The organism is Trinickia sp. (assembly GCF_051961175.1).
Taxonomy (GTDB): domain Bacteria; phylum Pseudomonadota; class Gammaproteobacteria; order Burkholderiales; family Burkholderiaceae; genus Trinickia.
The window spans coordinates 1-4,220 of the sequence record NZ_JBQCDN010000423.1; the positions used below are offsets into that span (position 1 = coordinate 1).

The 4,220-nt window shown below is 59.4% G+C and carries 6 protein-coding genes and 2 pseudogenes; 4 read left to right on the plus strand and 4 right to left on the minus strand.

What is annotated here, in order from left to right:
• On the minus strand, nt 1-749 hold a 749-nt coding region (locus ACTHL0_RS23970; RefSeq protein ID WP_440569499.1), incomplete at its 3' end, for a S66 family peptidase.
• Here ACTHL0_RS23970 and ACTHL0_RS23975 point away from each other — a divergent pair.
• From ACTHL0_RS23975 to ACTHL0_RS23985, 3 genes are all read left to right on the plus strand, one after another.
• On the plus strand, nt 742-963 hold the full coding sequence (locus ACTHL0_RS23975) for a hypothetical protein (RefSeq protein WP_440569501.1): 222 nt from the start codon (nt 742-744) through the stop codon (nt 961-963). The genes ACTHL0_RS23970 and ACTHL0_RS23975 overlap by 8 nt on opposite strands.
• A 203-nt stretch (nt 964-1,166) precedes the next feature.
• Nucleotides 1,167-1,700, plus strand: a complete 534-nt coding sequence (locus tag ACTHL0_RS23980; protein WP_440569503.1) for a phospholipase D-like domain-containing protein — start codon at nt 1,167-1,169, stop codon at nt 1,698-1,700.
• On the plus strand, nt 1,697-1,993 hold the full coding sequence (locus ACTHL0_RS23985; protein WP_440569505.1) for a cyclic-phosphate processing receiver domain-containing protein: 297 nt from the start codon (nt 1,697-1,699) through the stop codon (nt 1,991-1,993). Before ACTHL0_RS23980 ends, ACTHL0_RS23985 begins: the two co-directional genes overlap by 4 nt.
• A gap of 143 nt (nt 1,994-2,136) precedes the next feature.
• Here ACTHL0_RS23985 and ACTHL0_RS23990 read toward each other — a convergent pair whose 3' ends face one another.
• Entirely contained in the window at nt 2,137-2,535 is a 399-nt protein-coding gene (locus tag ACTHL0_RS23990) for a RidA family protein (RefSeq protein WP_440569507.1), read from the minus strand.
• Between the two features lie 129 nt (nt 2,536-2,664).
• Between ACTHL0_RS23990 and ACTHL0_RS23995 the strand changes: the two are divergent.
• A pseudogene (locus ACTHL0_RS23995) lies at nt 2,665-2,823 on the plus strand (LysR family transcriptional regulator); the annotation flags it as partial.
• A gap of 67 nt (nt 2,824-2,890) precedes the next feature.
• Here ACTHL0_RS23995 and istB read toward each other — a convergent pair.
• Together istB and ACTHL0_RS24005 are read right to left on the minus strand one after the other, a co-directional pair.
• Nucleotides 2,891-3,664, minus strand: a complete 774-nt coding sequence (gene istB / locus ACTHL0_RS24000; protein WP_440569509.1) for an IS21-like element ISBcen13 family helper ATPase IstB — start codon at nt 3,662-3,664, stop codon at nt 2,891-2,893.
• Nucleotides 3,661-4,220 (minus strand): annotated as a pseudogene (locus ACTHL0_RS24005) (IS21 family transposase); the annotation flags it as partial. The gene istB and the pseudogene ACTHL0_RS24005, both read right to left, overlap by 4 nt.

The window sequence follows — 4,220 nt, forward strand, 5'->3', positions numbered from 1 at the left end:
ATCTCTGCGTTCTCCAGATAGAGAAGTATCCCGTCGTCCTTTAACGCATCGATAAAGCGCGGCACGTCACCGAACGCCGTGCCGGCAAGCCGAGATACGGTGTCGAGGCAGCCACCGATGAGCCGACCGACGAGCGTGAGATCAGATCTACCGCCGTCCAATCGTTTCCAGGTTGTCTCTTGGTCGAGCGACGGAGTGGCAACGAATCCCGCCTGTGCGTTCCTGCCTTGGTGGCATCGCGAAGCGCTTTGTGAGAATGAAGTGCCGGGCTGTGCGGTGAGGACGTCCCATATCGTGGCCGTCACTGGATCGGTATCCGCACCCCCAATCTGCATCAGATTGGGGCCGTGCAACGTAGCCCAACCGGCAATGGTGGTGAGGGGCAAATGTAGTGTACTAAGGTCGGAAAAGCCAGAGAACCATTTGGCCGGCATGTCAGCCAATGCGCGGAAATCGATGAGAGGGAGCAACTCCATGGCGAGTTCCCCGCCCCACGGCGGCATCACCGCTGCGATTCCGGGTTCTGTCAGAAATCGCATCAGCTCCGAAGCGCGCTGTTCGCGCACGGCGCTGGCAGACTTGAACTGTTGGCGAAGACATTCACCTTCAGCCACGCGGTAACCACGCGTTCGTAATGCGTCGATGGCCTCGTCGAGGCGCGGGTGCAAATGCGCGGGCACACCGGATGAGGGGGCCGTTACAGCGATCAGATCACCAGATGAAAGCGGTTCAGGGAAGCGGATGTTCATCGTCGTTGTCGTCGCAGAGCATGCTCCATTAGCCTTGTCTGCATTGTCGACGATTCAGGCGTCCGCGTCGAACGGCCGAATGTGGCCGGCAAGCGCCCGCTCGCCGGGCGACTTCGTTCAGACTTTCAGTTTGCTCAGCCATCTCGAGCGCATCGTCGACTTCAATACCGAGGTCGCGCGCAGTGCCCTCCGACCCATTGACTGCGGACAATAGGTCGGAAATGTAGATAATGTATTTCATCGACCACACAGGTCAATAAAACTTCGCCTAACGGTTCCGCAAGAATCTGCATTAAAAGCGCGGCCTAAACTACAATCTAGGTTCCCAGCGAGACACGTCTCGCCAAGATTGGTACAGCCAAGCCAGGGTGATGTCGTCCTCGTAACACCTAGCACTCAAAGAACCGTAGATGCCGCATGCTGACGTTCATCCACAACAAGAGCGACACTGACAACCACCTGACCGCCATCACCGGCTTTCTGGCGGACGCTGAGAACGCGTTCATCTGCTCCGGTCATCTGAAGGCTGGCGGGGTCGAAATCCTCTCTGACGCGCTTAAGCAGGCCGTCGCGCGCGGCGCGCGGATCATCGTGTATTCAAACGTGGGAGACCGTGACACTCAACCGCGTGCGATCTCCGCGCTGAAAAAGCTCGGAGTTGAACACGTCCTCGTTAAGGATTTCTTCCTGCACACGAAGCTGTATCTTTTCGAGTCCGGCGAAAATTTCACGGCGATCACCGGCTCGGCAAACATCACCCGTAACGCGCTTACGACGAATGAAGAATTCTCGGCAGTGGTTAGAGGGCGCAAGGAAGACGATCAGCACCGTGACCTGACCGCATACGCCGCATATCTGGACGCCAGGTGTCGCAGCGCCCGCGCTCCTGCTTCTGCAAAGAGTCGGCGCGGCAAAGGCCCAAAGACGACCTTGAGCACGGTGGCGACATGAAGGTCTATCTCGACGATCTGCGCTCGGCGCCAGAAGGCTGGAAACGCGTCTACTGGCCCGCCGAAGTGATCGCGCTTCTTGAGACAGGCGATGTCGACGAACTTAGCCTCGACCACGACCTCGGCGACGACGTGCGCGGCACCGGCTATGACGTGCTGGTATGGATCGAAGAAGCCGTCGCGCTGCGCGGATTCAAGCCGCCCCGTCTGCGTGTCCACTCGGCGAATCCGGCGGCCGCGGTTCGGATGCAGGAAGGCATTGCGGCGATCCTGCGATTGGCTAACCGCTCATAAGATGCGGCGAGCGGCTAAAACCGACCCTGAGCTGTCCTTCGATATCTGCCCGATGTTACGTCTCTTTTCGATGTACTGTCGTCATTCCATAGTGGGCCCCCGCTCGTCGTCCGGGAAACACGCTGGCCCGCTCGACCGACACGTCAATCCTTGAGCGGAAGCTTCGCAACGACCTTGATCTCAAAGTCGAAGCCGTAAAGCCAGGTCACTCCGACCGCGGTGAGCGTCGGATGCGGCGCGTCGCCCCAAAACTCGGGCACGACCTGCCAGACGCGCTCGAATGTCGATTGCGGATCGACCATGAACACCGTGACGTCCATCACATCGTCGAACGTGCATCCGGCCTCGTGCAAGATCGCATTCAGGTTTCGAAAAGCAATCCGCACCTGTTCCTGCAGATCAGGCTCAGGCGCTCCGTCCTCGCGACTGCCGACCTGACCCGATACGAACAGCAAACCACTCGCCCGTACCGCCGGAGAATACCGGTTACGCTCGTACAGCGCCCGACGCCCCGGCGGAAATACCACATCGCGCTTGTCCACATTAACCTCCTTTGATAGTCATTGGTTTCGATCAGCTCACTCTACCGACCGGCGCCCGCGCGATAAACTGCCAACCCTGTCCATGACAGTTTGTAAAATGCAAACAATTCAAACGCGAGGCAAACACTCATGGACCGTTTCGATGCGATGCGTGCTTTCGTCCGGGTAGTCGAGGCAGGCAGCTTCACGAAAGCGGCCGAGACGCTTCATATGAGCAAGACCACGGTGACGCATCTGGTCCAGCAACTCGAAGCGCGCTTGCGCGTACGGCTGCTGAACAGGACGACGCTGTCAAGCGCATTCGAAATCTGAGCCACTTCGCGCATGAGCGCGCAAAGTAAAAGTGAGCCAGTCGTTAGGTCTTCGATGCCGGGACGTGGCCGGCTTTCCGCTGCTGTTTGAGGCGGTAACTGTCTCCTTTGATTTGGATGATGTGGGCGTGATGCAAGATGCGGTCGAGCATGGCTGCGGTCAGCGTGGCGTTGCCGCCGAACGTCTCGTCCCATTGAGTGAATGGCAAGTTGCTCGTCAGGATCATCGAACCGCGCTCGTAACGCTTCGCCACGATCTGGAAGAAGTGGCTTGCTTGGTCACCTGACAGCGGCAGATAGCCGATCTCGTCGACGATCAGCAGCCTCGGCCCGATGACGTTGTGCCGAAGGACGGCGTCGTAGCGCTCTTGGCGTCGGGCCGCTTCGAGCTGCAACATCAGATCCGCCGCGGTGATGAACTTCGTCTTGATGCCCGCTTGTGTCGCCGCATAGCCGATTGCGATGGCTAGGTGCGTCTTGCCGACGCCGGACGGACCAAGCAATACTGCGTTCTCGCCGCGCTCGATGAAGCGCAGCGTCGCCAATTCGTCGATGGCCTTGCGTGGCGCACCGACGGCGAAACTGTAGTCGTAATCGTCCAACGTCTTGATCGCGGGGAATCCGGCCATGCGCACGAGCGTCTGCCGCGATCGAAGTTGCCGCATCTCGCGCTCGTGCGCTAGTGCATGCTCAAGGAAATCGAGGAAGCTCCACTGCTTGGCCGCCGCATCGCTGGCCAGTGCGACATAGCGCTGCATAAGTCCTTCAAGCTTCAGGCTCTGGCAGTGACCGTCGATGCGCTCTTGCTGCAGATTCATGCCCGCACCTCCGTCAGCAATTGCTGATAGACCGACAAGGGATGCTGCAGCGGCAACGAAGAAGAGATCGTCGGTCTTGCGGCCGGCGTCGCCACTGGTAGTTTCGTTGCGAACGCGGGCAGCTTGCGCAGTGTGTCTCGCTCGCGTTCTTCGAACAGCCTTGCAGGCGGCGCTCCTGTAACCGGATGCACCCGCTGGTTGGCAATGTCGCGTAGCCACTTGGCGACTTCGGCGTTGGCGGTTTCCACGTCGAGCAGCATCCCGGACTGCTTGAGCCAGCTAGACAACGGCACGTAGAAGTTGCCGCGCAAATAGCGATGGAAGCGCTCGATCTTGCCCTTCGTGCGAGCGCGGTAGGGTTGGCAGAGCCTGGGCATAAAGCCGTAGCGCTTCGCCAAATCGAGTAGCCCGGGATGCCACCGATGCTGGCCTTTGCCGTAAGCATCGCGCTCGAGCACGATCGTCCTGGCGTTGTCGTACAGAATCTCGCGCGGCACCCCGCCGAGCGTTTCGAATAACGCGTGGTGGCAAGCGATCAGCGTTTCTGCCTTCTCGT

What these genes read in the sequence shown, in the direction of transcription:
- istB (WP_440569509.1), bottom strand. Translation starts at nt 3,664, where the DNA reads ATGAATCTGCAGCAAGAGCGCATCGACGGTCACTGCCAGAGCCTGAAG.
- ACTHL0_RS23980 (WP_440569503.1), top strand. Translation starts at nt 1,167, where the DNA reads ATGCTGACGTTCATCCACAACAAGAGCGACACTGACAACCACCTGACC.
- ACTHL0_RS23985 (WP_440569505.1), top strand. Translation starts at nt 1,697, where the DNA reads ATGAAGGTCTATCTCGACGATCTGCGCTCGGCGCCAGAAGGCTGGAAA.
- ACTHL0_RS23975 (WP_440569501.1), top strand. Translation starts at nt 742, where the DNA reads ATGTTCATCGTCGTTGTCGTCGCAGAGCATGCTCCATTAGCCTTGTCT.